General features: G+C 64.2%; 23 protein-coding genes. 20 read left to right on the top strand and 3 right to left on the bottom strand.

Features of this window, described 5'->3' with window-relative positions:
* The 4 genes from F790_RS13795 to F790_RS0108540 all read left to right on the top strand — a co-directional run.
* The coding region (locus tag F790_RS13795; protein ID WP_019591401.1) for an IS5 family transposase at positions 1–741 on the top strand (741 nt) is incomplete at its 5' end.
* Positions 742–1,327: 586 nt separating this feature from the next.
* Positions 1,328–3,622 carry an alginate lyase family protein gene (locus tag F790_RS0108545; protein ID WP_026332911.1) on the top strand — a complete coding sequence of 765 codons (2,295 nt, stop codon included), beginning with the start codon at positions 1,328–1,330 and terminating at the stop codon, positions 3,620–3,622.
* Positions 3,623–3,900: 278 nt separating this feature from the next.
* Positions 3,901–5,025 (top strand): phosphotransferase, encoded by a 1,125-nt coding sequence (locus F790_RS14225; RefSeq protein ID WP_198004661.1) that lies wholly within the window; start codon positions 3,901–3,903, stop codon positions 5,023–5,025.
* 52 nt (positions 5,026–5,077) lie between these two features.
* Entirely contained in the window at positions 5,078–5,893 is an 816-nt protein-coding gene (locus tag F790_RS0108540) for a glycosyltransferase (RefSeq protein WP_019591399.1), read from the top strand.
* Positions 5,894–6,122: 229 nt separating this feature from the next.
* Here F790_RS0108540 and F790_RS0108535 read toward each other — a convergent pair whose 3' ends face one another.
* On the bottom strand, positions 6,123–6,563 hold the full coding sequence (locus F790_RS0108535) for a PIN domain-containing protein (protein WP_019591398.1): 441 nt from the start codon (positions 6,561–6,563) through the stop codon (positions 6,123–6,125).
* Positions 6,563–6,805, bottom strand: coding sequence for a type II toxin-antitoxin system Phd/YefM family antitoxin (locus F790_RS0108530; RefSeq protein ID WP_019591397.1), 243 nt, complete (start codon positions 6,803–6,805; stop codon positions 6,563–6,565). Before F790_RS0108530 ends, F790_RS0108535 begins: the two co-directional genes overlap by 1 nt.
* Before the next feature lie 193 nt (positions 6,806–6,998).
* Here F790_RS0108530 and F790_RS0108525 point away from each other — a divergent pair, with 193 nt between their 5' ends.
* The 8 genes from F790_RS0108525 (at position 6,999) to F790_RS0108495 (ending at position 14,938) form a co-directional block, all read left to right on the top strand.
* On the top strand, positions 6,999–7,940 hold the full coding sequence (locus tag F790_RS0108525; protein ID WP_019591396.1) for an SDR family oxidoreductase: 942 nt from the start codon (positions 6,999–7,001) through the stop codon (positions 7,938–7,940).
* Positions 7,941–8,048: 108 nt separating this feature from the next.
* Positions 8,049–9,029, top strand: coding sequence for a glycosyltransferase family 4 protein (locus F790_RS0108520; RefSeq protein ID WP_038036646.1), 981 nt, complete (start codon positions 8,049–8,051; stop codon positions 9,027–9,029).
* 102 nt (positions 9,030–9,131) lie between these two features.
* The gene (locus F790_RS0108515) at positions 9,132–10,847 is read left to right on the top strand and encodes a bifunctional sulfate adenylyltransferase/adenylylsulfate kinase (RefSeq protein ID WP_019591394.1); all 1,716 of its coding nucleotides are present in this window, start codon (positions 9,132–9,134) and stop codon (positions 10,845–10,847) included.
* A gap of 349 nt (positions 10,848–11,196) precedes the next feature.
* The gene (locus tag F790_RS0108510) at positions 11,197–12,204 is read left to right on the top strand and encodes an NAD-dependent epimerase (protein ID WP_019591393.1); all 1,008 of its coding nucleotides are present in this window, start codon (positions 11,197–11,199) and stop codon (positions 12,202–12,204) included.
* Between the two features lie 73 nt (positions 12,205–12,277).
* Entirely contained in the window at positions 12,278–12,577 is a 300-nt protein-coding gene (locus F790_RS0108505) for a nucleotidyltransferase family protein (RefSeq protein WP_026332909.1), read from the top strand.
* Positions 12,574–13,059, top strand: coding sequence for a hypothetical protein (locus F790_RS0108500; RefSeq protein WP_019591391.1), 486 nt, complete (start codon positions 12,574–12,576; stop codon positions 13,057–13,059). The genes F790_RS0108505 and F790_RS0108500 overlap by 4 nt, the downstream gene beginning before the upstream one ends.
* Before the next feature lie 47 nt (positions 13,060–13,106).
* Positions 13,107–13,529 carry a hypothetical protein gene (locus tag F790_RS14220; RefSeq protein WP_198004660.1) on the top strand — a complete coding sequence of 141 codons (423 nt, stop codon included), beginning with the start codon at positions 13,107–13,109 and terminating at the stop codon, positions 13,527–13,529.
* On the top strand, positions 13,526–14,938 hold the full coding sequence (locus tag F790_RS0108495) for an ImmA/IrrE family metallo-endopeptidase (protein ID WP_019591390.1): 1,413 nt from the start codon (positions 13,526–13,528) through the stop codon (positions 14,936–14,938). The genes F790_RS14220 and F790_RS0108495 overlap by 4 nt, the downstream gene beginning before the upstream one ends.
* A gap of 76 nt (positions 14,939–15,014) precedes the next feature.
* Here F790_RS0108495 and F790_RS0108490 read toward each other — a convergent pair whose 3' ends face one another.
* On the bottom strand, positions 15,015–16,370 hold the full coding sequence (locus F790_RS0108490; RefSeq protein ID WP_019591389.1) for an MBL fold metallo-hydrolase RNA specificity domain-containing protein: 1,356 nt from the start codon (positions 16,368–16,370) through the stop codon (positions 15,015–15,017).
* A 392-nt stretch (positions 16,371–16,762) separates the two neighbouring features.
* Between F790_RS0108490 and F790_RS0108485 the strand changes: the two genes are divergently transcribed.
* From F790_RS0108485 to rfbC, 8 genes are all read left to right on the top strand, one after another.
* Complete coding sequence (locus F790_RS0108485; protein WP_026332908.1) at positions 16,763–17,056, top strand: type II toxin-antitoxin system HicA family toxin; 294 nt, start codon at positions 16,763–16,765, stop codon at positions 17,054–17,056.
* Positions 17,053–17,550 (top strand): toxin-antitoxin system HicB family antitoxin, encoded by a 498-nt coding sequence (locus F790_RS0108480; RefSeq protein ID WP_019591387.1) that lies wholly within the window; start codon positions 17,053–17,055, stop codon positions 17,548–17,550. The genes F790_RS0108485 and F790_RS0108480 overlap by 4 nt, the downstream gene beginning before the upstream one ends.
* Positions 17,547–18,062 (top strand): hypothetical protein, encoded by a 516-nt coding sequence (locus tag F790_RS0108475; protein ID WP_026332906.1) that lies wholly within the window; start codon positions 17,547–17,549, stop codon positions 18,060–18,062. The genes F790_RS0108480 and F790_RS0108475 overlap by 4 nt, the downstream gene beginning before the upstream one ends.
* A 345-nt stretch (positions 18,063–18,407) precedes the next feature.
* Entirely contained in the window at positions 18,408–20,192 is a 1,785-nt protein-coding gene (locus F790_RS0108470) for an ABC transporter ATP-binding protein (RefSeq protein ID WP_019591385.1), read from the top strand.
* A gap of 853 nt (positions 20,193–21,045) precedes the next feature.
* Positions 21,046–22,116 (top strand): dTDP-glucose 4,6-dehydratase, encoded by a 1,071-nt coding sequence (rfbB, locus tag F790_RS0108465; protein ID WP_026332905.1) that lies wholly within the window; start codon positions 21,046–21,048, stop codon positions 22,114–22,116.
* Positions 22,116–23,036 carry a dTDP-4-dehydrorhamnose reductase gene (rfbD, locus tag F790_RS0108460; RefSeq protein ID WP_019591383.1) on the top strand — a complete coding sequence of 307 codons (921 nt, stop codon included), beginning with the start codon at positions 22,116–22,118 and terminating at the stop codon, positions 23,034–23,036. The genes rfbB and rfbD overlap by 1 nt, the downstream gene beginning before the upstream one ends.
* Positions 23,033–23,914, top strand: coding sequence for a glucose-1-phosphate thymidylyltransferase RfbA (gene rfbA, locus F790_RS0108455; protein WP_019591382.1), 882 nt, complete (start codon positions 23,033–23,035; stop codon positions 23,912–23,914). Before rfbD ends, rfbA begins: the two co-directional genes overlap by 4 nt.
* A gap of 12 nt (positions 23,915–23,926) precedes the next feature.
* Entirely contained in the window at positions 23,927–24,478 is a 552-nt protein-coding gene (rfbC, locus tag F790_RS0108450) for a dTDP-4-dehydrorhamnose 3,5-epimerase (RefSeq protein ID WP_019591381.1), read from the top strand.
* The last annotated feature ends 271 nt before the right edge of the window (positions 24,479–24,749 follow it).

Below are 24,749 nucleotides of genomic sequence, written 5' to 3'. Positions count from 1 at the left end.
ATCGAGGACGCGGTCTACGACAGCCAGGCGATCCGGCGCTTTGTCGGGATCGACCTGAGCCGCGAAGACGCCCCGGATGCCACCACTCTGCTGCAGTTCCGTCGGTTGCTGGAGCGCCACGACCTGACCCGGGTGATCTTCGAGCGGATCAACGCCCATCTGCAGGAACGGGGCCTGCTGCTGCGTGAGGGAACGGTCGTGGATGCCACGCTGATCGCCGCCCCGCCATCGACGAAGAACGAGAACAAGGCGCGTGACCCGGAGATGCACCAAACGAAGAAGGGCAATCAGTGGTACTTCGGGATGAAGGCGCATGTCGGAGCGGACGTGGTCACGGGCCTGGTTCACACCGTGAAGGGGACGGCGGCGAACGTCTCGGACGTGTCGCAGGTGCCGGACCTGCTGCACGGCGAGGAAGACAGCCTGCATGGCGATGCCGGCTACATCGGTGCGGAGAAGCGGCTGGACGCGCATCGTCCCGAAACCCACATCGCGCGCAAGCGCGGTACCGTGCGCGCGATGCCGGAAGGCCCGGCGCGCGAGCGGGTGCGCGCCGCCGAACGGCAGAAGGCGCAGTTGCGTTCGATCGTCGAGCATCCGTTCCACGTGGTGAAGAACCTCTTCGGGTACCGCAAGGTGCGCTACCGCGGCCTCAATAAGAACACCGCGCAGCTGCACAGTCTGTTCGCCCTGGCGAACCTGTACCGCGCGCGAAGGTGGGGGCTCCTCACGCAGGGATAGCGTGTCTGCAGGACCGGAAATCGCCCCTGTAACCGCTCAAAACGGCGGTTACAGGGGCCAAAAAAGGCCGCCGGGGCCCTGATGTCCTGCCAAACGCGCTTCGGCGGGATATGGAGCGGCATGCGGAGCCTTTGATCAGTGTTTCCTTAGTGGAGCGTGAGGTAAAACGGGCGGGTATATTGCCAACGCGGGTTTTCAAGAAGGCGGTGTCTGAGCAGAAAAAAGGGGGCTCGCTGTCTCATGGGCTCCGGATGACGACATTGGTTTTGTTCGTGGCGTTTACTCTGGGGGTTGAGCGTTACTGATTAATGAGTGGTTGTTCTTTCTAAGTAAATTGTTGTGGCTGTTATGGTGAGTAGGTTCGTGTGGCGGTTTTAGTTGTTTGGGGGGGGGGGTAAAATCATACAATATTTGGTTGGCCGTGTGTGTGGACTGGGCTTCGACCCGAGTTGTGGTGATGGCTTGTGGGTTGGAATCGGGCGTGTTTGGCAATGATGCTTGATGTGGGGAGTTATCAACGGCGGTTGGAAACAATGAGAGGGTGCTTCACGGGATGAAGGGGCGAAAGGTGTTCTCTAGGGCCGCGATGGCGGTGCGGGCTTCGCGGGCATGGCCATTGGTGCGCCCTGTGTATGCGCTTGTGAGTCCGCTTGTTGATCTTAGGTCTCTTGCTTATGGGCTAAAGACCCGTGGTGGTCCGGAAGTTGCGTCGATGCCGCGTGCTCGTGATCGAGGAGATCCGCCGGTTTGTGGCGAGGCGAGACGAGATGGGCGTGCGGGTGGCGAGAGGGTGGGGGACTTCGTGTTGTACCGTATCGTGGGGAATGATCTGTGGCCCCGACACCGGGTGGGGCAGTCACGCGAAAATGTTGCTTGGATTCTGGAGCACGAACCGGAACTGGCCGGCTGCGAGAAGCGCTGGGTGGTCAATCGCATCGTGGATTCCGGCGAGGAGGAGGCGATCCTCCGGCTTCTCGAGGACGCCGGGCGGCCGTACGTGCACATCCCGTTTCGGTGGGATGAGTACCGGGCGGTGGACTGGGACGTATTCGGCGTGCCGGCGGAGTACGCGCCGGGGACCCGTGGCTTCCAGCAGCTTTCCGAGCTGATGCAGGGGCGGGTGCTGATGCGGCTGTATCGGCACAAGAACAATTACGTAATGAACAACAACGGGGCGCGTAACGCGGCGCTGCGGGACGGTCGTGGCCGTGCGGAGTGGGTATTGCCCTGGGACGGCAACTGCTTTGTTACGCGGGAGGCTTGGGACGAGATCGTGGCGGGCGTGCGCGCGCGGCCCGAACGGCCTTACCACATCGTGCCGATGGCGCGGATTACCGGGAACGAGGATCTGCTGCGAGCAGGTTTCCGACCGGAGGCAAAAGAAGAACCGCAGGTTCTGTTCCATCGGGACGCACGGGAAGAGTTCGACGAGGGGTTCTTCTATGGCCGTCGGCCAAAAGTGGAGCTGCTGTGGCGGCTCGGAGTGAAGGGGCCGTGGGATGACTGGCCGCGGGAGCCGTGGGATCTGGATTTCCCCGAATTTGCGGCCGAGGCAGGTTGCTACAACGAATGCGGCTGGGTGGCGCGTTTGTTTTCTGGCCGTAAGGAACAGGAGGTTTCGAAGGGGGCAGCGGCTTTCCACAATCGTGGGCGGGCAAGGGTGGATGCCATTGAGGCGATGCTGAGGCGGGCGGATGAACTCGCCTTTGACCCTGCGCTGAACCCGCAGGACCTGTGTGTGGTGAAACAGGCGAAGTTAGCCAGCGATGGGGCCGCACCATCCGTCCGGGATGCTCTTGTCAAGTGTGCGAGCGAGGCGCTCAAGCGGGGCCCGTTCAGCGTGGTTGACAAGACGACCCGACCACCGAGTGGCGATGTTCATGATTACTGGCATCCAGCGCCCTATTACTGGCCGCATCCGCTGCGCATCCCGGGGTTGCCTTATGTTGCTCGCGATGGCGAGAGGGTCCCGGGAACGCGGCTCTACGAACCGGAAAGTGATCGTTACGACCGGACGCGGGTGCAACGCCTTTTTGACGACGGCCTGGTACTGGCGTTGGCGCAAGAGGTCACCGGTGACGAACGTTACGGTCAGCACGCGGCCAGGCTGGTTCGGCGATGGTTTCTGAATGAAGACACCGCGATGAATCCGCATCTGGAGTATGCGCAGGTGATGCGGGGGCACAATCGAAATCGCGGCGCGAGTGCGGGGATCATCGAGTTCAAGGATCTGTATTACTTCCTGGATGGCATGCGTCTGCTCCTGCGGAACGGTGCGTTAACCGATACGGACCGTACGGGGCTGGAAAACTGGCTGGGGCAGTACCTTGAGTGGTTACGGTCCAGTCCGCAGGGCATCGGGGAGCGTGCTTCGGAGAACAACCACGGCACCTATTACGACCTGCAGGTTGCGTCGATCGCGGCTTTCCTGGGCGAATGGAGGCTGGTGAGGGAAACCCTGAGGGACAGCCGCTCGAGGATTCTCGCGCAGTTTGCGCCGGATGGTCGTTTGCCGAATGAGCTGGCGCGCACCACTACTGCGCATTACGAGTGTTTCACCATCCAGGGGTGGATCCATCTGGCACGGCTTGCCGAGTCGGTCGGCGAGGATCTCTGGTCCTTCGAGGGGCCGGAGGGGCAGGGTCTGCGCCGGGGTATGGAATGGCTTCTCCAGCATATGGGCAAGCCGTGGCCGTATCAGCAGATCGATGCGTTCGATGAGGAGCGCTTTTGTCCGATTCTGCTCGCTTACCGAGAAAAGTATGGCGAACCGCCTGTTGATCTGGATGCCACCCCGACGGCGAACGAGGTGAAGCCCGTGTTCTTTCCACACGACGGCATCCCGCCATTCTGGCAGTACACCCTTCAATGGGATGCCTGATTCCTGGCTCATGGCTTAATGAACTATGTACTCGCAACCGTGGCCCTGACTTCATGCGCAGACTAGCAAGAGAGGCCTTTAGGTTCGCTACTGGGGTGAAGCGAAATCTGAAACGAAAACGGTTGCGCCCACGATGGGGAAGCGTGCGGATTTGGTGGCTCTGGAGGCGATGGGCCTCAGCGCATGATATTTCCGTTCTGTCCGAATTGAACGCGATCTTCGGTCGCGATCCTACGCTGTTCGATGAGCATGAGAGGGTTCTGCTAGCGCGATGCTCAATGGAGTATTTGCCAAGCTGGAATGAGAGCGATCATGACTTGGTCACTGCCCTCGCCGATGCCGCGTACTCCACCCAGGATGCGATCGTTCGTTACGAGGCGGAGATTCTGGAGGCTGGTAATTCCAACTCCGGGCTTCTGAGAAGGTGTGTGGCTTTCGATGGTCAGGGGTTGGTCCTGTCCAGGCTCATAGAAAAGCATTTCATGGAGTTTCGTGGTTCATTTGCCTTCAGGCGAAGTGGCAATCCGTGTGTTGAGGCGCAGGTTTATAAAGCTTTAGAAGGCGGGGAAGCGCTTCAGGGCTGCAGAACGCCGGTTTTGCTTGGCGAGGGAAGCACGCCTTACGGCTGGCGCTTATGGCTGGAGGATCTGACGGAGTCGGGCTGCAGGAAGGTGCGCACCCCAAGAAAAGTGGAATTGGCAGAACGGATCGCTTTGGCTGTGGGGCAATTCAGTGGATACGCTTCGCTGAGCCGTCAACTTGAAAATCTGTCAGTCCTGGCTCCAGGAGATCGATTGCCCGGTGTGCTGAGAGTTAAATGGAGCCGCAGATATCTTTCGAAAGTGATCGACGACCTGACACATGGTGCAGTCGATGGGGACGCGTTTGCGGATGCCATTAAAATGCTCTTTTCTCTTGCGGGTATGGTGGTTGAACGAGCGGGTTCAGATGGTGTCGTGACGGTGTGTCACGGGGATGTCCATTCCGGTAACGTCATGGAGGAACCGGACGGTGGTCTGGTATTGATGGACTTCGAGAAAGCATTCTGGGGGCCGGTTGGTCTGGACGTGGGGCGTTTTCTCGGGGAGCCATTGATGCTGGCTGCGCGGCGTAGCAAGCGAGATAAGATGGATCTCACCAGTCTGTGTGACGAGTGGCGTAGACGGACGACCGACGCATACCTGGACGGGTTAAAACAAGCGGGGGTCTCTGTAGATCATGCGGTTGTACGATCGAACGTCGATTATTTCTTTGTGTTAAGTATGGCGGTGCTCCTTTGTGTTCGGGAATGTGAAGGGTCGAGGCGTGATCAGCACAGGGAAGGGGCTGGTACGGGGAGGCTGCTTGCTCGTGTGCAGCAAGTGGCCGAAGGGTGGCTCGATGAAGTGGGTCGTACTCCCTAGTGTGTTCGGGGCCTGAGGGGGGCTTGTGGATACAGGTCGTGGGAAAATATCGGTGGTGATGCCGCTGCACAACGCGGCGGATCGGGTCGAGGCGGGCGTGCGGTCGGTTCAGGAGCAGTCGCTGGAGGACTGGGAGCTGCTGGTGGTGGATGATGCCTCCACGGATGACTCGGTGGGGCGGGTGGAGGCGCTGGCGGCGGATGATGCGCGGATTCGGGTGTTGCGGCTGGAGCGCAATGGCGGGCCGGCGGTGGCGCGGAATGCGGGGATTCGCGAGGCGCGGGGGCGGTATATCGCTTTTCTGGACAGTGACGATGCCTGGGCGCCGGAGAAGCTGGCGCGGCAGGTGGCGGCGTTGGAGCGCGGGGCGGTGTTCAGCTTTACGGCGATGGAGCGCTTCGACGAGCAGGGCCGGCGGTTGTCTGCGGTGGGGGTGCCGGAGTGGGTGTCTTATGCGGAAATGCTGAAGACGAACTACATCGGCTGTTCCACGGCCATGTACGATACGCTGTTCTTCGGCAAGGTGGAGATGCCGCTGATTGATCGGCGCCAGGATTATGGCTTGTGGCTGCGGTTGTTGAAGCGGGTGGAGTTTGCGTGCGGGCTGAATGAGCCGCTGGTGCGGTATACGGTTCGGTCGGGCTCGGTGTCTTCGAACAAGCTGACGACGGCGGGGTATACCTGGCGGGTGTATCGGGAGCTGGAGGGGTTCTCGTGGGTGCGGTCGGCGTACTTGCTGGGGCATCAGACGGGGCGTGCCCTGGTGCGGAACCGGTTTCCGCGTGTTGCGCGGTGGTTGGGGTGGTTGCATTCGGTAGATGGGGGTGTGGATCGAGATTGCCACGGGCCCTTCGGGCCCTCGCAATGACGGGTGCTGAGGCATGACGGGTGGTGAGGGATGACGGGGCGAGTGCTTCGCGGGCGAGCCCGCTCCCACAGGGGTAGCAGTCCATGCAGGAGGCCAGCCTTCTGGCCGATCGGATATTGGACAGGCCCCATCGGCCAGAGGGCTGGCCTCCTGCGGAGGTCTGGATGCGGCGTGTGCTGGTTAGGGGGCTTCGGGTTTGTGAGGCGGGCCGTGATGGCGCGGCTGGTGGTTAATAGGTGGCACTGCTCAGGATGGGGATCTCCGTGACGCTGTTAAAGTCCCGATCATGGGTGATGAGCGCTGATGAATTGCTGTGGATGGCGGTGGCCACCTGAATGGCGTCCGGTAGCTTTAGTTCGTACCGGGTGCGGATGCGGGCGGCCGTGAAGGATAAAGGGGCGTCAAGTTCCTGAATGTGCCAGTTGTTGCTGTTTGCCAGGGTCTGGTAGTAGCGGTCTGCAAGGATTTCGTCGTTGTTGCGCAGGGGGCCGGCCAGAAACTCCGCCAGTGTTACGGTTGATACGATCCCATGGAGGGTTCCTGCCTCGATTCGTTCGAAAACCGGGAGGTAAGGCTCAAGGAGAGTGGGGTGATCCTCCATCAGGTAAATGATGGGGGCGGTATCGACGGTGATCCACGAGCCCTCGGGAAGCTCGGCGACCTCCACCATCAGTCCCACTCTTCCCGCAGGGCGGCCACGGTCTTCGCGGGTTCTGTTCCCCAGAGCCCTGCGCCGGATCCGCGCAAAGCGAGGAGGCCGGCCTGACTTGACGGGATTTTGCACTGGTCCGGGGCTGCGAGGATGGCGTAGGGCTTGCCCCGCTTCATGATAATGGCGGGCTCGCCACTGTGTGCCTGGTCCAGCAGGCTCGGCAATTGGCGCCGGGCGGCTTCGGATCCGATCTTTTGCATGTGGGGCCTCCTTGGTCATGTTCCTGTACGTACTGTACAGGGGGGTTGATGGCCACGTAAACTGCCAATCATCCGGCCACGAGTGACTGTACCTCGACCGCCCGATCCATTCGCGGGCGAGCCCGCTCCCACAGTGCTCTGGTGGTTGGGGCTGAGAGATGACGGGCCGTGCGCTGGTGACGGGGGCTGAGAGATGAACGGGCGTGTGCTGGTGACGGGGGCGTCGGGGTTTGTGGGCCGGGCCGTGATGGCGCGGCTGGCCGAGGAAGGCTCGGGGCGGGCGCCGGTGGCCGGGGTTCGGCGAGCTGCCGGGGTGTTCCGGGAGGAATGCGGGCTGGGGCCGCTCGAAGCGTTCGGGGCCGGGGTCGCGCTGCCGGAGGGACTGGATGCGGTGGTGCATCTGGCGGGGCGGGCGCATGTGCCGGATGAGTCGGAGGCGGATCCGCTGGAGGTGTTCCGGCGGGTGAATGTGGAAGGAACGTTGAACCTGGCGCGTCAGGCGGCGCAGGCCGGGGTGCGGCGGTTCGTGTTCGTGAGTTCGGTGGGGGTGAACGGGAACGTGACCTCCGCGCGAGCTTTCACGGAACGGGACGTCCCGGCGCCGCAGGAGCCGTATGCGGTGTCCAAATACGAGGCCGAGCAGGGGCTCTGGGAGCTGGCGGCAGAGACAGGAATGGAGGTGGTGGTGATTCGGCCGCCGCTGGTGTACGGCCCGGGGGCGCCGGGGAACTTCGGCCGTTTGCTGCGCTGGGTGCAGCGGGGCGTGCCATTGCCGCTGGGCGCGGTTTCGCGGAACCGGCGCTCGCTGGTGGCGCTGGATAACCTGGTGGACCTGCTGGTGACCTGTCTGGATCATCCCGCGGCGGCGGGGGAGACGTTCCTGGTGGCGGACGGGGAGGATGTGTCCACGGCGGGGCTGTTGCGCCGGGTGGGGGATGCTCTGGACCGGCCGGCGCGTCTGTTGCCCGTGCCGGTGTGGGTGTTGCGGGCGGGGGCGGTGGCTCTGGGCCGGCGGGAGATGGCGCGGCGGCTGCTGGATTCGCTGCAGGTGGATATTTCGCATACGCGGGAGACGCTGGGGTGGGAGCCGCCGGTGTCGCTGGATGAGGGGTTGCGGCGGGCGGTTGTGCCGTAGGAGGCCAGCCCCCTGGCCGATTGGGCCTCTCCAACATCGAATCGGCCAGGGGGCTGGCCTCCTACCGGGGGAGGGGATTTGTTGGCGTTTTTGGGATTGCTGGTGGCGATGGTGATGGTGGCGGGCCTGACGGGTCTGCTGCGTCGCTATGCGCTGGCGCGGGCGATGATGGATGTGCCGAACGCGCGCAGCTCGCACGAGGTGCCGACGCCGCGGGGCGGCGGGCTGGCGATTGCGCTGGTGGTTCTGGCGGGTCTGGCGGTGCTGGGTGCGGCCGGTGCGGTGGCGCCCGGGGTCATGCTGGCGCTGGGGGGCGCCGGGTTGCTGGTGGCGCTGGTGGGCTGGTGGGACGACCGGGGCGAGGTGCCGCCGCTGTGGCGTCTGCTGGCGCATTTTGTGGCGGCCGGCTGGGGACTGGCGTGGCTGGGCGGACTGCCGCCGCTGCCGGTGTTCGGGGTGGTGCTGGATCTCGGCTGGTTCGGCCATGCGCTCGCGCTGGTGTATCTGGTGTGGCTGCTGAACCTGTACAACTTCATGGATGGCATCGATGGCATTGCCGGGATCGAGGCGATCACCGCGGGGCTGGGCGTGGCGGTGCTGATGGCCTGGCTGCTGCCGGGCACCGACTGGCTGCTGCCGGCGCTGCTGGTAGCGGCCACGCTGGGTTTTCTGCCGTGGAACTTCCCGCGGGCGCGGATCTTCATGGGCGATGGCGGTGCCGGGTTCCTGGGGATTACGCTCGGGCTGCTGTCGATCCAGGCGGCGTGGGTGGCGCCGGAGTTCTTCTGGGTGTGGCTGGTGATGCTGGCGCTGTTCGTGGTGGATGCAACGTACACCCTGGTGCGCCGGGGAATGCGCGGGGAACGGGTGCATGTGGCGCACCGGGCCCATGCGTATCAGCACGCGGCCCGGTTGGCCGGTTCGCACGTGCCGGTGTCGCTGGGCGTGGGGCTCATCAACCTGCTCTGGTTGCTGCCGGTGGCGGCACTGGTGGCGCAGGGGCATCTGGATGGTGCACTGGGGGCGCTGATTGGCAGCGTGCCGCTGCTTGCGGGTGCGGTGTGGTTCCGGGCGGGGGAGCCGGAGTAGTCGGAGTAACCCCGGCCCGGGACCCGAGACGCGCGGGGACGGAATCGGTACCATTCGCAGATTCAATGACCCTATAAGTCGCCAACGGGAAAGAGCCAAGTCATGGATCTGATTGCCCCCTACGGCGGGACGCTTTGCGACCGCTACGTTGACGAATCCACCGCGCGCGAGCTCAAGGAGCAGGCGCAGGAGATGCCGAGCTGGGATCTGACCGAGCGTCAGATCTGCGATGCCGAACTGCTGCTGAACGGCGGTTTCTCGCCGCTGACGGGTTTCATGCGGCAGGCCGACTACGACGGCGTGCTGGACAACATGCGCCTGGCGGACGGCCAGCTCTGGCCGATGCCCATCACCCTGGACGTGAGCGAGGCGTTTGCCGAGCAGGCGGCGCCGGGCACGCGCATCGCGCTGCGCGATGCCGAGGGCGTGCTGATTGCCGTGATGGACGTGGAGGACCGCTGGACGCCGGACAAGGCGCGCGAGGCGCAGCAGGTGTTCGCCACCACCGACGTCGCGCATCCGGCGGTCAACTATCTGATGAACCGCGCCGGGGCGGTTTACCTGGGGGGCACGCTGCACGGGGTCGAGTCCCCGGTGCATTACGACTTCCGCAACTACCGCTACAGCCCGGCGGAGCTGCGCGAGTACTTCCGCAAGCTGGGCTGGAACCGCATCGTCGCGTTCCAGACGCGCAACCCCATGCATCGCGCCCACGTGGAGCTGACCCGGCTGGCCGCCCGCCAGACCGAGGCCAACCTGCTGATCCACCCGGTGGTGGGCATGACCCGCCCGGGCGATGTGGATCACTACGTGCGCGTGCGCTGCTATGAGCACGTGCTGCGTCAGGCGCCGGAGCAGACCACCCAGCTCAGCCTGCTGCCGCTGGCGATGCGCATGGGCGGCCCGCGCGAGGCGCTGTGGCACGCCATCATCCGCCGCAACTATGGCTGCACCCACTTCATTGTGGGGCGCGACCACGCCGGCCCCGGCCCGGGCTCCGACGGCGAGGACTTCTACGGCCCCTACGACGCCCAGGAACTGATCCAGAAGCACGCCGACGAGATCGGCATCGAGATGGTGCCGTTCCAGGCCATGAGTTTCGTGGAGGACCGTGCCGAGTACGTGCCGGCCGACGAGGTGCGCGAGGACGAGGAGGTGCTCAACCTCTCCGGCACCGAGTTCCGCCGCCGCCTGCGCGAGGGGCTGGATATCCCCGAGTGGTTCTCCTACCCGGAGGTGGTGGCCGAGCTGCGCCGCAGCTTTCCGCCGCGCCATCAGCAGGGCTTTACCGTGTTCTTCACCGGGCTGTCGGGTTCGGGCAAGTCGACCATCGCCAACGCCCTGCGGGTCAAGCTGATGGAGCTGGGCGGGCGCGCCGTCACGCTGCTGGACGGCGACATCGTGCGCAAGGAGCTCTCCAGCGAGCTGGGGTTCTCGCGCGAGCACCGCGACATCAACGTGCAGCGCATCGGCTTTGTGGCCAGCGAGATCACCAGGAACGGCGGCTGCGCCATCTGCGCCCCCATCGCCCCCTACACCGACATGCGCCGCCGCGTGCGCGAGCGCGTGGAGGACGCGGGCGGGTTCCTGGAGATCCACGTGGCCACCCCGCTGGAGACCTGCGAGCAGCGCGACCGCAAGGGCCTGTACGCCAGGGCGCGCGCGGGCCTGATCAAGGAATTCACCGGCATCGACGACCCGTACGAAGAACCGGAACACCCGGAGCTGCGCATCGACACCCGCGAGATGACCCCGGACGAGGCGGCCCACCGGATCCTCCTCAAGCTGGAAGGCATGGGGTTCATCCGCAACCCGTAACCGGTGGGAGGCCAGCCCCCTGGCCGATCGGGGCCTCGCCAACCCGCCGGGGGTGAATCGGCCGGAGGGCCGGCCTCCTACCGGCCGGGATACCTCGTAGGAGGCCAGCCCCCTGGCCGATCGGGCCTGGCCAACCCCCCGGGGGTGAATCGGCCGGAGGGCCGGCCTCCTACCGGCCGGGATACCTCGTAGGAGGCCAGCCCCCTGGCCGATCGGGGCCACGCCAACCCGCCGGGGCGGATCGGCCGGGGGGCCGGCCTCCTACGGGCCGGGGGCCGCGGACCCGCCGGGGCCCGGCGCCCCCACCGGGGCGCGCGATAACCGAACAACAGGCGAACAAGGACACGTCATGAAGATTCTCATTACTGGTACGGCCGGGTTCATCGGCAACGCCCTGGCCCTGCGCCTGCTGGAGCGCGGCGACGAGGTCGTCGGCGTCGACAACCTGAACGACTACTACGACGTCTCGCTCAAGAAGGCGCGCCTGGCCCGCATCCAGGACCACGAGCGCTTCACCGAGGAGCGCGTGGACATCGCCGACCGCGAGGCGATGCAGCGGGTGTTCCGCGAGCACCAGCCGCAGCGCGTGGTCAACCTGGCGGCCCAGGCCGGCGTGCGCTACTCGCTGGAGAACCCGGCCGCCTACATCGACACCAACCTGGTCGGCTTCGGCAACATCCTGGAGGGCTGCCGCCACAACGGCGTGGAGCACCTGGTCTACGCCAGCTCCAGCTCGGTCTACGGCGCCAACGAGGAGATGCCGTTCTCCGTCCACCACAACGTCGACCACCCGCTCAGCCTCTACGCCGCGAGCAAGAAGGCCAACGAGCTGATGGCGCACACCTACAGCCACCTGTACCAGCTGCCGACCACCGGCCTGCGCTTCTTTACGGTTTATGGCCCCTGGGGCCGGCCGGACATGGCGCTGTTCATGTTCACCCGCAAGATCCTCGCCGGCGAGCCGATCGACGTCTTCAACTACGGCAACCACCGGCGCGACTTCACCTACATCGACGACATCGTCGAAGGCGTGATCCGCACCCTGGACCGCCCGGCCCAGCCCAACCCCGAGTGGAGCGGGGCGCAGCCCGACTCCGCCACCAGTTCCGCCCCCTACCGCCTGTACAACATCGGCGCACACCGCCCGGTGGAGCTGATGCACTACATCGAAGTGCTGGAAGAGAACCTCGGCAATAAGGCCGAAAAGAACCTCCTGCCCCTGCAGCCCGGCGACGTCCCCGACACCTACGCCGACGTCGAAGACCTGCGCGCCGACACCGGCTACGAACCCACCACCAGCGTGGAAGAAGGCGTCGCCAGCTTCGTCGCCTGGTACCGCGACTACTACCAGGTCTGACCCGCCGCCTTCGCGGATGGGGGATCACCGCAGGAGCGGCCTCGGCCGCGATGCCCCTGCTACAATCGGCCTCATGCGCCTGAGTCCGCAACATATACGAGCGATCCGCGAAGTCGTGCGCCACGAATGCGGGCCCGAGGCGCGCGTTCGCCTGTTTGGATCGCGGCTGGACGATACCCGACGTGGCGGGGACGTGGACGTGCTCGTCGAGCTCGAACAGCCGGTCGGGCGTCCCGCGGTCCTTGCCGCGCGTCTCTCGGCCCGGCTCAGCCGCCGGCTGGACGGGCGCTCGGTCGATGTTGTCCTGTCCGCCCCGAACCTGCCCCGCAGCGCCGTTCACCGCATGGCCGAACAGCAGGGACAGCTCCTGTGAACATCGATCCCGAACAGCTCGAGCGTCTCCGGTTTCTCGGTCGCGTGGTTCAGCGCGAACGCCAGCATCTGGAGACGACCGATCAACGCGTCTTCAGCGAGCCTTTCACTCCGGCCCGCGCGGGTGCACTGGCCGACAACGTCGACGAAGCCGAGCGTGTCGAAGCCTTCGTGAGCCGCTTCGGACGTCTGCAGGATACGCTGGGCGACAAGCTGCTGCCCGTGTACCTCGAGGCGCTCGGCGAACGCCTCGGCGCGGCGATCGACAACCTCGACCGGGCGGAAAAACTCGGGCTGATCCCTTCCAGTGATGAGTGGCTCGCGATGCGCAAGCTGCGCAATCAAATGGTGCACGAATACATCGAGGCCCCCACCACCCTGGCGGATGCGCTCCAGGCGGGCCACGAATTCGTGCCGACCCTGAGTGCCGTGGTGGAAAACATCCTGGCCGACATGCGCGCCCGCGGCTGGGCGGCCGCGTAGGAGCGGCCTGGGCCGCGAATCGGAATTCTGGACGCAAGGAGATGCCAGTGACTGACGAGAACGGTCCCCGGTGGCGATACGAACGTGGAGAAGGGCGAACCAAGCACCTGTGGCACAATGATTACGCGGGTTTTGAGCCGTCGCCCAAAGGGCCGGTCGGAAAGTGCCCGAAAAGCATAACCCGTGACCTGGCCGAGGAACTGCTCAACAAAGAGGCGATTCCGTTCTACGAATCAGAGGACAGCCAGTGGCCCGATCGGTTTCACGCGGTTTACAGGGGAGTGATCTACGAAGCCGTGCCCACACAGCCCGGGTATTCCTACCATGCATATCCATGGCGTGGTGATCTTCGGGGCCCTACCTTTCTGACTCGCAAAACGCTGAAGGCGCTGCGAGAAAAAGCAGACAAAAGGGGCAAAACGAAAGAGCTTGAGAGCTGGCTCCGACAGTTCGGGGGAGCATTGCGATGATGTTCGGATACGCTGACGGATTACAGATCGAACTGGATCTGGAGCCGGCCTCGCTCGAGGGGCTTGCCGAAGGTCGTTGTCGCATGTTCCTGGCGGGTGAGCCGGTGTGGGTGGGCGAGGGCGAAGCACCGGACGGCTGCGGTGGGTACCTCGAGTGGACATGGGTCGACATGCTGGAATTTCTGGGGCGTTGGTGGCCCTGGCTGGTGCTGGAGGAGGATTATCCTGTACCTGTTTCGCCGGCATTCCCTTCCCAGTTTCTGGCCGAGTGCGAGCGCCGTTGGGACGGCATGGCAGACGAGCAGGTCGATGACGAAGAGCTGGAAGCCCATCGATTCCTGGCGCGTCACGACCTCGCATCGGCACCCAGGGGGCTGTTCCTGCCTTCCCTGATCATCATGCGACAGGGGAAGACCGCTCAGATTTCGGCTCCGGGGTTGCCGCGTGAGGTTATTCGCCCCTGGCGCGAGGTCGAGACAGTGCTGGAAGCCGCAGGCGAACATCTGTGCACCGCCTGCGCGGAAAGCACGCAGCCGCGTGCCCGTCAGGCCGTGGGTTGGTGGCAGGAGCGCCGACAGCGAACCGCGGCTCGGGAGTGGATGCTGACCACGCGGCTCGAGGAAGATGCGCCCGGACGGTTCGAGCAGGCCGGCATTGATGCCGACGAATGGCAGTGGCCGGAACTGCGCGCCGTGGCACGGATGGCCTTCGACAGCGTTGTCAACGCCGATCAGCAGGCTGAATTGCTGCGCCGCATCGTGGATTGTCCCGCTCGCGCAACGCCCGAGCTCGATCGCATTGAAGCGTCGATCGGGGAGCAACTGGATGATACCGAGCCCCCCTATCGGCAGGGCTACTGGGCGGCGAGCCGGCTGCGTGACTGGCTGGGCCTGTCGCCCGAAGCCGCTGTGGAGCCGGGTGAATGGCTGAAACGCTGGGGTGTACATGTTGCGGGCATCAATCTGGGAGCATGCCCGATAGAAGCCGTGACCGTGTGGGGCGAGCGCCATGGCCCCCTGGTGCTGGTCAACCACGCGTCTGAATCGCGTGCCGGTCACAAATACGGGGAGCGCGCCACACTCGCCCACGAGATTGCCCATCTGCTACTGGACCGGCAGGGCGCGCTCCCGGTGGCGGAAGTGCTCGGCGGACGAACACCGGAATACCCCGAGAAACGGGCTCGAGCCTTTGCCGCCGAACTGCTCCTGCCACGTGACGTGGCCGCCAGGGCCGTGGAACAAAGCGCCGACCTCACCGAGGCAGCCGAACGGCTGCGCGCCGATTACCGGGTGAGCCGGGAACTGCTGGCATGGCAGATCACCAACTCGGGAGCCGCAAAACAACTGCAGAGCCGTCAGGAGAAGGCACTGCTCGAGCAATGGCGCTCGGGGAGGGCCGGGGTAACTTGACCGGCACGGCCCGGACCCCTTCCGGTTCGCGTAGGAGCGGCCTCGGCCGCGAACCGGACGGGCGTTCGCCCCGGGCTCAGCCTGTTCGCTTGCAAGCAAGCTCCCACAGGGCCTCCCGGGCGTGGGGTTCCCCGTGGACCAGGCGGATGTCCTGCGGGCCGGTGCGGATGCCGCGCACGAAGCGCAGGAGGTCAGCCTGGTCCGCATGGGCGGAATAGCCGCTGATGCTGTCCAAGCCCGCGCGGATGGCGTAGCGCTCGCCGTCCAGCTCCACGTGGCCGCCACGGCCGGCGGCCTGGATGGCGCGGCCCGGCGTGCCCTCCGCCTGGTAGCCGACGAACAGCACGTGGTGGCGTTCGTCCTCCAGCATCGCCTTGAGGTAGTTCACCACCCGGCCGCCGGCGGCCATCCCGCTGGCGGCGATCACCACCGCCGGGCGGCCGGAGCGGGCCAGGTAGTCCACCGTCTGCAGGTGGGTGTCGTGGTCGGCCACCGTATAGAGGTTCTCGAAATCCAGCGGATGGCGCCCGGCGCGCAGGCGCTGGTGCGCCTCGGCATCCCAGAACGGCTTCAGCTCGCGGTAGACCTCGGTAAAGCGCGCGGCCAGCGGCGAGTCCAGCACCACCTCCACCTCGCGCCAGCGCCGATTGCCGCGATGGATCAGCCCCTCCAGCTCATACAGCAGCTCCTGCGTGCGGCCGATGCTGAAGGCAGGCACGATCACCGTGCCGCCGTTGGCATGGGCATGCTCCACCGCCGCCCGCAGCCGCGACGCGCGCTCGCGGCGGTCGCCGTGGAGGCGGTCGCCATAGGTGCTCTCCAGCACCAGCGTATCCGCCCGGCGGGGCGGCTTCGGCGCCGGCAGCAGCGGCGCCCCGGGCGCTCCCAGATCGCCGGAGAACACCACCCGGCGCGAACGCCGCTCCCCCGGCTCGCGGAAATCGAACTCCACATAGGCCGAACCGAGGATATGCCCCGCACGCTGCAGCCGCACCCGCGGGGCGAGGGCGGCATCCTCCGCCGGCAGCGCATGCCAGGCGTTGTAATCCAGCGCCACCAGCCGCTCGTCGATGGTCTCCAGCACCGGCTCGATCAACTGCCGGTCGCGGGTAAAGCCCACGCGCAGCGCATCCTCCAGCATCAGCGGCAGCAGCCGGGCCGACGGCTTCGAACAGATGATCGGCCCGTCAAAACCCGCCGCCAGCAGATACGGCAGCCGCCCGATGTGGTCGATATGCACATGCGTGACCACCAGCGCACGGATATCCTCCACCGGAAACTCGATCGCATGGCGCTCCAGCGTATCGCCCGGCCCATGGTCGCGCCCCTGGAACAGCCCGCAATCCACCAGAAACGAATCCCGCGCCGACAGCCGCAGCCGATGGCAACTGCCCGTCACGCCCTCGGCGCCCCCGTGATGCACGATCTCCATATCGTCTTCCCTGACAGTAAGCGAACCCCGACAATACAACGCCCCATGCCCGACGCGCACTTGATTCGCCCCATTTTTCGTGGCCCAATCCGCATCTCGTTCAAGGGCTGAACGAGCCCGTAGGAGGCCAGCCCCCTGGCCGATTGCCCTGGCCGATTACCCTGGCCGATTGCCCCACCGGCGAACCAGATCGGTAGGGCAATCGGCCAGGGGGCTGGCCTCCTACGGGCAAATCAACCGACAACCACCCAACCGGCCACCCCATGCTCAGCACCTACCGCAAAGCCCTGGCCCTGCTCAGCCGCAAGGAAAAACGCCGCGGCGGACTTCGGGCTCAGCCTGTTTCCCGCTTCTCCACCCCAAGATAGGGGTGACACTGCATATGGTGTCAGATGTCTGCTAACGTAAAGGATGTACTGCAGCAGCTCCAGGGTGCGGGCGGTTCCCTGCGATGCGATGAATTGCGACGGTTGCTCGAAACCCTGGGCTTCGAGGTCCGCGACGGGAAGAAAGCAGGCCACAAGGTGGTCACCCATGCCGGGCTGCCGAGTTTCTACTCGACCTCCTACACATGCGGACACGGGAAAAACCCTGAAATCAAGCCAGCTTATGTCCGGAACATCCGCAAGATGCTCGAGGAGCGGGAGCCGGAATTGAGCCAATGGCTGAAGGAAGAGACGTCATGAACGCACAGGACTACGGGATCACGATACGCCGGGTCATCGAGGAGGGAGAAGCCTGCTTCGAGGCCCGGGTACGAGAGCTGCCGGACGTTGTCGAATACGCCGACACCCACGACGAGGCCTACGAGCTCGCGATCGATACCATCGAGACCACCGAGGCAGCGCTTAAGGAAAGCGGACGCGCGCTGCCGCAGCCTTTGCCGCCTGCGGATGACTTCAGTGGGCGCATTACACTGCGCGTGCCCAGAACACTGCACCGCGCACTGGTCTCCCTGGCCGAAGACGAAGGTGTGAGCCTCAACCAGCAGATCGTCGCCGTATTGAGCTACTACGTCGGAGTGCAGACGCCCACCCGTACGGTTCCCGCCGAGTGGCATGCAGAACCCGCCATTGCCCGGCCCGGCGGCAAGGCTGGAACGGCTCGCCCGCAAATCATCCATGACATCGGCGCGAGCGACTCCAGCAAAGCCGATAAGTGGATGGCGCCAGCTGTATGACGGATTCCCCGATCCAAGCAGCCATCGATTGCCTGCGAATCCACGGGGTAAGCGTGCGCCAGTCCAGTGCCTGGCTGGCGGAAGATCATGACCCGCGGTTTTCACCCGTCGAGGCATACCAGCCGCAGTTCAAGCACCATGTGGACCGCAGCTATCTCATGGAAGTCCGCGAAGCAGAGACATCGTATTACGTCTTCCGGGTGTTCATCGGGCTGGGACTGCGCTTGTTGCCAGCTTCTCCCGCCCGGGAAGGCGAAGACCGGGAGAAACACGAAGCCGGTGAGGCAGAAAGCGATGGTGTGCTGGCGCAGATCGAGGCGACATTTGTTGCCGAATACGACACCGATACCGACCCGGGTGCGGAAGCGCTCGAAGCCTTTGCACAGAGGAATGCCAGCTACCACGTATGGCCATACTGGCGTGAATTTGTAAGCAATCAATGCGCCCGCATGGAGTTGCCGCGGGTCGTCATCCCGACGGTTCAGTTTGCTGTTCCGGCAGATACCCAATAACCCCGCATCCCGAACCCAGCACCCGACCCTGAGGCCGCCCAGTTACCCCATGTTCAGTACCTACCGCAAAGCACTGGCCCCTTCCGGTTCGCCTGCGAGCAGGCTCCCACGGACCGCGCAGGCCGCCGCAGGAGCGGCCTCGGCCGCGACCCTGCGGGCTTGATTTGCCCCACGATTCGTGGCCCAATCCGCAGTTCGTTCAAGCGGTGAACACCCCCGCGTAGGAGGCCGGCCCTCCGGCCGATCCCCCGGTGGGGCATCGGGCACCGACCGGCCATGCCAGATCGGCCAGAGGGCTGGCCTCCCACAAGAAAATCAACCAGAAACCACCCAACCGGCCACCCCATGCTCGACACCTACCGCAAAGCCCTGGGCCTGCTCAGCCGCAAGGAAAAACGCCGCGGCGGCCTCGTGCTCGGCATGGTCATCGTCATGGCCGTGCTGGAAACCGCCGGCGTCGCCTCGGTCATGCCGTTTCTGAGCGTGCTGGGCAACCCCGAAGTGGTGCAGACCAACCCGGTGCTCAACACCGTGTATGAAGGCCTCGGCTTCACCTCGGTGGATGCCTTCATCCTCGCGCTGGGCGCGGCCGCCTTCGGGCTCATCCTGTTCTCCGCCTTCTTCCGCTCGCTCACGCACTACGCGATGAACCGCTTCATCGAGATGCGCCGCCACAGCATCGGCAAGCGGCTGCTGGAGACCTACCTGCGCCAGCCCTACGCCTTCTTCCTCGACCGCCACAGCGGCGACATGGCTAAGAACATCCTCTCCGAGGTGGACCAGCTCGTGCAGCAGGTCTTCCGCCCCGGCATGCAGATGGTCGCCTACAGCGTGGTCATCCTCGCGCTGGTCATCCTGCTGATCGTGGTGGACCCGTGGCTGGCACTGGGCGTGGCCGTGGTGATCGGCGGCATGTATGCGCTCATCTTTGGTGCCGTGCGCGGCATCCTCGGCCGCGTGGGGCGCGACCGCGCCCGCGCCAACCAGGAGCGCTTCACCGCCGCCAGCGAGGCCCTGGGCGGCATCAAGGACATCAAGCTGCTCGGCCGAGAACACGCTTACCTCTCCCGGTTCGACGGCCCCTCGGCCCGACAGGCCCGCCACCAGGCCACTAACCAGACCCTCGGCGAGATCCCCAAGTTCGTCATCGAGGCGGTCGGCTTCGGCGGCGTCATCGCGCTCACGCTGGTGCTGCTGGCCACCCAGGGCGGCACCGACAGCGGCGCCCTGGGCGACATCCTGCCCATCCTCGGGCTCTACGCCTTTGCCGGCTACCGCATGCTGCCGGCCGCCCAGCGCATCTATGCCGGCATGGCCAAACTCCGCTTCGGCGCTGCCGCGGTGGATGGCGTCTACAACGACCTGCACCAGCGCTCCGCCCTGGCCGAGCTGTACAAGCGCGCCCCGCAGCCGCTGGAGCCCAAGCAGACCATCACCCTGCAGAACATCCACTACACCTACCCGAACGCCGAGCGCCCGGCCCTGCAGGGAATCGACCTGGAAATCCCCGTGGGCAGCTCCGTGGGCATCATCGGCACCTCCGGCGCCGGCAAGACCACCCTGGTGGACGTGCTCCTCGGCCTGTTGCGCCCCACCGAAGGCGCCATCGTGGTGGACGGCCAGCCCATCACCGACGACAACCTGCGCGCGTGGCAGCAGGCGCTTGGCTACGTGCCGCAGGATATCTTCCTGACCGACTCCACCGTGGCAGAAAACATCGCCCTGGGCGTGCCGCCCAACCAGATCGATCACGAACAGGTCGAGCGCTGCGCCCGGATGGCCCAGGTGCACGAATTCATCGTCAGCGACATGCCGCAGGGCTACGGCACCGTTGTCGGCGAGCGCGGTGTGCGGCTCTCCGGCGGCCAGCGCCAGCGGATCGGAATCGCGCGCGCGCTTTACCACGACCCGCCGGTTCTTGTATTCGATGAGGCAACTAGTGCGCTGGACAATGAGACTGAAGCTACTGTCATAACATCCGTCGATCTGCTTTCTGGGCAGAAGACGATCATTATGATTGCACACCGTCTCAGCACGGTGGAGCAGTGTAGTCGGTTAGTGAAGCTCGAGCGGGGCAGCTTTGCTTCCAAGGCTTACGATGAATGTATCGACAGTGCAGGCTCTAGCTAGCCCGTTTTCGGTAGATCTGCTATTCCTGCCTTGACCTTTGGCTTCATTTATCGGCATCCAAGGTATGAGTAAAGCAATGCGAGAGATGACACGGGGAGCGTTTTCAATTGCTCACCGCTTTGCAGTGGAGGCGCGTTGCATCGGTCTGGGGGGGTGGCGTTCCCCGCGGCCGTACGAATTGGCTTGGTGCGACCCCAGGCGCATTAAGTACGCGACCAAATACTATCCTCGTCTTGCGAAAAAAGCTCTCAAATACGACGCTGACTTAGATGTCGGTGCTATACGTAAATGCAGACGTTGGTTCTTCGCCCGGGGAAACTGGGATCAACAGGTTGTTCCGGTAAGAGAGAATCGATTAATAGAGAGATCGTTCCTTCGGTACTCAGAGAACTATTCATGGAGTGAAGTTGGTGAGATCGAATGGATGCTTGCGAATATTGAATTCCGTGGTGAGCAGGATGGCTGCAGGTCTCTGGAGGACGTGTGGGCTCGTTGTGCGCGTCTTGATGAGCTGAAGCGAAGGCTGGATTCAGGGCAGCCGCTACTTCCACAGCGGGAGCTTTCAGTGAGCTCGTTTCGGGAGAAGGGCGGCATAGGTATTGCCGTGGGCCGAGATGGCGATTTGATTTGGATGAATAATGGGGCGCACCGATTGGGTATGGCTCTGGCGTTGGGTTTGCCGTGGGTTCCCGTGGCTATCCTCATGGTGCATCTGGACGCCCTTAAAACTGGATCGGTTTACAGGAATCTTAGAAAGGAACCCCCGGAGGATTAAGGTGCGGTCGCACAAGGCGTCAGTGCCGGAATCGAGTTGGGGTTCGTGGTAATATTAGTTTTTGTTAGGAGAAGGCATATCAAGGTCCTTGTCACTGGTGGTTTAGGGTTTATTGGGTCCGAGCTAGTGCGTCAACTCGTCGGGCAGCATCCGATGACTGTTCTAAACGTGGATGCGCTGACATACGCCGGAAACATGGATTCTATAGGTGGCTGCCGGAGCAGCAGGCGCCATGTCTTCGAGCACGTGGACATCAGAAATCGTGCAGCGCTTGAGCGCGTGTTCCGTGAGCATCGGCCTGACAAGGTTATGCATCTGGCGGCCGAGTCCCATGTGGATCGATCGATCAGCGATCCCGAGGTGTTCATCGATACGAATGTGAAGGGAACCCATAATCTTTTGGAGGTAGCGAGGGAGTATTGGGCCGGGCTTGCAAACGAGGCGAAGGAGCGGTTCCGCGTCCATCACGTTTCTACCGACGAGGTCTATGGCGAGCTTGGGCCGGAGGATCCGGCGTTTACGGAGGAGACGCCGTATGCGCCCAGTTCTCCCTATTCGGCAAGCAAGGCGGCGAGTGATCATCTGGTGCGTGCTTGGCACCGGACCTATGGTCTGCCCGTTGTGATTTCCAACTGCTCGAATAACTACGGCCCCTATCAGTTTCCTGAAAAGCTGATTCCGTTGATGATACTGAACGCCGTCGAGGGCAAGCCGCTGCCGGTGTATGGAAGGGGCGAGAATATTCGAGACTGGCTGTATGTCGAGGACCATGCTCGCGCCCTTCGACATGTGCTAGAGCATGGTGGGGATGGCCGCACCTACAACATTGGGGGGCGGTGTGAGCGAACCAACCTTGAGGTGGTCCGGTCCGTGTGTGCCATCCTTGATGAGCTCAAGCCGGATCCGGAGGGACCGTATGAGCGCCTGATCCGGTTCGTGGCCGACCGCCCCGGCCACGATCGCCGTTACGCCATTGATGATACCCGCATCGCCACCGAACTCGGCTGGCAGCCCCAGGAAACGTTCGAATCGGGTCTGAGAAAGACGGTGCAGTGGTATCTGGACAATACCGAGTGGGTGGAGCGGGTGCGCTCCGGTGCCTACCGCGACTGGATCAAGACGAACTACGGTATGCGGGGAGAGTCCTGATGCGGATACTGCTGCTGGGCGGCACCGGGCAGGTCGGCTGGGAGTTGCAGCGTTCCCTGGCCCCGTTGGGAGAGGTCACGGCCCTGAGTCGCCACGGTGGCGAGGGCCTGTGTGGCGATCTGAGCCAGCCGGAGGCACTGGCCGCGACCGTACGCCGACTGGCGCCCGATGTCATCGTCAACGCCGCCGCCTATACAGCGGTGGATCAGGCCGAGACCGAGCCCGAGCGGGCCGAGGCCATCAATGCCACCGCGCCGGCGGTCCTGGCCGCCGAGGCCCGAGCCCTTGGCGCCTGGCTGGTCCACTATTCGACTGATTACGTCTTCGATGGCAGTGGTCAACGCCCCTGGACGGAGGCTGATGCCGCCGCGCCCATCAATGTCTATGGGCGCACCAAGTGGGAGGGGGAGGAGGCCATTCGGCAAAGTGGCTGTCGCCATCTGATCTTCCGCACCAGCTGGGTCTATGCCGCTCGGGGCGGTAATTTCATCCGGACCATGCTGCGCCTGGCCAAGGAGCGGGAAGCCCTGACGGTTGTTGATGATCAGTACGGCGCACCGACTGGAGCGGAGCTGATCGCCGATGTTACCGCTTTGGCGTTGCGACAGTGCGTCGAGCGGGGGGGCGACGGCGGCCTTTTTCATCTGGCCGCCGGGGGCGAGACCACCTGGCATGGCTTTGCACGACGCGTGATCGCGCGTGCGCGGGTGGCGGGGTGGCCGGTTTGCGTCGCCGATGAGGCGATTACGTCGGTCACCAGCGAGGCGTTTCCGACTGCGGCTCAGCGGCCCTACAACTCCCGGCTGAACACGGAACGCCTGCGGGCGACCTTCGGGTTGCATCTGCCCGACTGGACCGTCGGTGTGGACCGTGCGCTGGACGAGATCCTGGCCTGTGACGGTCCAAGGGGGGGCGGATGAAGCGCAAGGGGATCATCCTGGCCGGGGGAAGCGGTACCCGGCTCTATCCGGTGACCCACGCGGTGTCGAAGCAATTGCTACCCGTGTTCGACAAGCCGATGGTCTATTACCCGCTCTGCACGCTGATGATGGCGGGCATCCGCGAGATCCTGCTGATCTCCACCCCGGAGGATCTGCCGCTGTTCCGCAAGCTGCTGGGTGACGGCAGCCAGTGGGGTATCGCGCTGGAATACGCGGTACAGGAGGCGCCCAATGGGCTGGCCGAGGCGTTCATCATTGGTGAGTCGTTCGTTGCGGGCGAGCCCTCTGCTTTGATTCTGGGGGACAACATCTTTCATGGGCACGATCTACGCGGTCTGGTGCAGTCGGCAGCGGCTCAGGATTCGGGGGCCACGGTGTTTGCCTACCCGGTTACCGACCCGGAACGCTATGGGGTGGTGGGGTTTGACCCCGACGGTCGAGCCACCAGCCTGGAGGAGAAGCCGGAGCAGCCCCGCTCACGCTACGCCGTGACCGGGCTCTATTTCTACGATGCTCAGGTGGCCGAAATCGCGCGTGAGGTGCGGCCTTCGGCCCGTGGCGAGTTGGAGATCACCGATGTGAACCGCGCCTACCTGGAGCGGGGTGAGCTCAAGGTGGAAGTCATGGGCCGTGGCATGGCGTGGCTCGACACCGGCACCCACGAGTCGCTGATCGAGGCGGCGACCTTTATCGAGACCATCGAAAAGCGCCAGGGGCTGAAGGTCGCCTCGCCGGAGGAGACGGCCTACCGGATGGGGTGTATTGACGCCGAGCAGTTGCGCCGCCTGGCCGAACCACTGGCCAAGACGCAGTACGGGCGCTACCTGCTCGGTCTGCTGGAGGAGACGATATTTTGATGGGGAAGTGTTGTGAAGGTGATTGAAACCAGTATCCCGGACGTGCGGATCATCGAGCCTGCCGTGTTTGGCGATGCGCGTGGCTTCTTCATGGAATCGTGGTCGCGGCGCACCTTCGCCGAGGCCGGGCTCGACCTCGACTTTGTGCAGGATAACCACAGTCGCTCCGTGCAGGGGACCCTGCGCGGCTTACACTACCAGATTCGTCAACCGCAGGGGAAGTTGGTACGCGTGACGGTAGGGGCGGTGTTCGATGTGGCCGTGGATCTGCGCCGTTCCTCGCCGACCTTCGGACGATGGGTAGGGGTGGAGCTGACCGCGGAGAACCACCGCCAGCTGTGGGTGCCGCCGGGTTTCGGCCACGGCTTCTACGTCACCAGCGACGTGGCTGAGTTTCAGTACAAGTGCACCGACTACTACGCGCCAGAGCATGAGCGCTGCATCCGTTGGGATGATCCTGATTTGGGTATCGAGTGGCCAGAGTGCTCGATCGAAGGAAAGCCGATTGTCTCGGACAAAGATCGTCTTGGTGTTAGGTTTATGCATGCCGAGTGCTATCGCTAATGGTGCGTTGATCGACGCAAAGCAAGGGTGAGGCTTGTGGTCGCAATCAAGATCGTTTTTGTTCCAAGGCGGGGTGTTTGGTATGAAGGTTAAAGCCTATACTGCCGGCCGAAATACCCCGTCTGCCCGCTTCCGTATCAGGCAGCTGATCCCGGTGTTGCAGGATCATGGGATTTACATAGATGAAGACTACAAGAGGTCGGCTGGTGCCGGTAAAGGGTTATTGAGTCGAGGGGGAGTGGCGCTCGCGGATGCGGGGCGTCGAACGAAA

This window comes from Thioalkalivibrio sp. ALE20 (assembly GCF_000381405.1).
Taxonomy (GTDB): Bacteria; Pseudomonadota; Gammaproteobacteria; order Ectothiorhodospirales; family Ectothiorhodospiraceae; genus Thioalkalivibrio.
Note: the sequence above shows the minus strand (reverse complement) of the source record. Positions and strands in the feature narration are given on the sequence as shown.